The 285-nt window shown below is 55.8% G+C and carries 1 protein-coding gene; it reads left to right on the forward strand.

The window, feature by feature from the left end:
- On the forward strand, positions 1 to 264 hold a 264-nt coding region (locus tag Q4563_RS19235), incomplete at its 5' end, for a hypothetical protein (protein WP_303605654.1).
- Positions 265 to 285 lie beyond the last annotated feature (21 nt).

A 285-nucleotide genomic window follows, 5' to 3' on the forward strand; every position in this document is an offset into this window, starting at 1 on the left:
ATCCAGGATCGTACCAACGAACACCTGGGCACCACCGACAAGGCCATCATCCAGCATCGCCGCAAACTGCGTAAAGCCATGAAGATCATCAGTGATGGCGGCGATTTAAGTGAACTGCCATTACAGCTTAGTGCCGCCCAGGCACGCGATATCAAAGGCCCTATCGCCATTGACGCCATCGCACCAACCCAGGACTGGGAAAGCGTTTGGCAAACCAGCGATCAGCAACGCCGTGCCGCCTGCGACTGGGACGCTGAACTGTAAGCCTAAACCAACATCAAGCGT

The organism is Gilvimarinus sp. 1_MG-2023 (assembly GCF_030548285.1).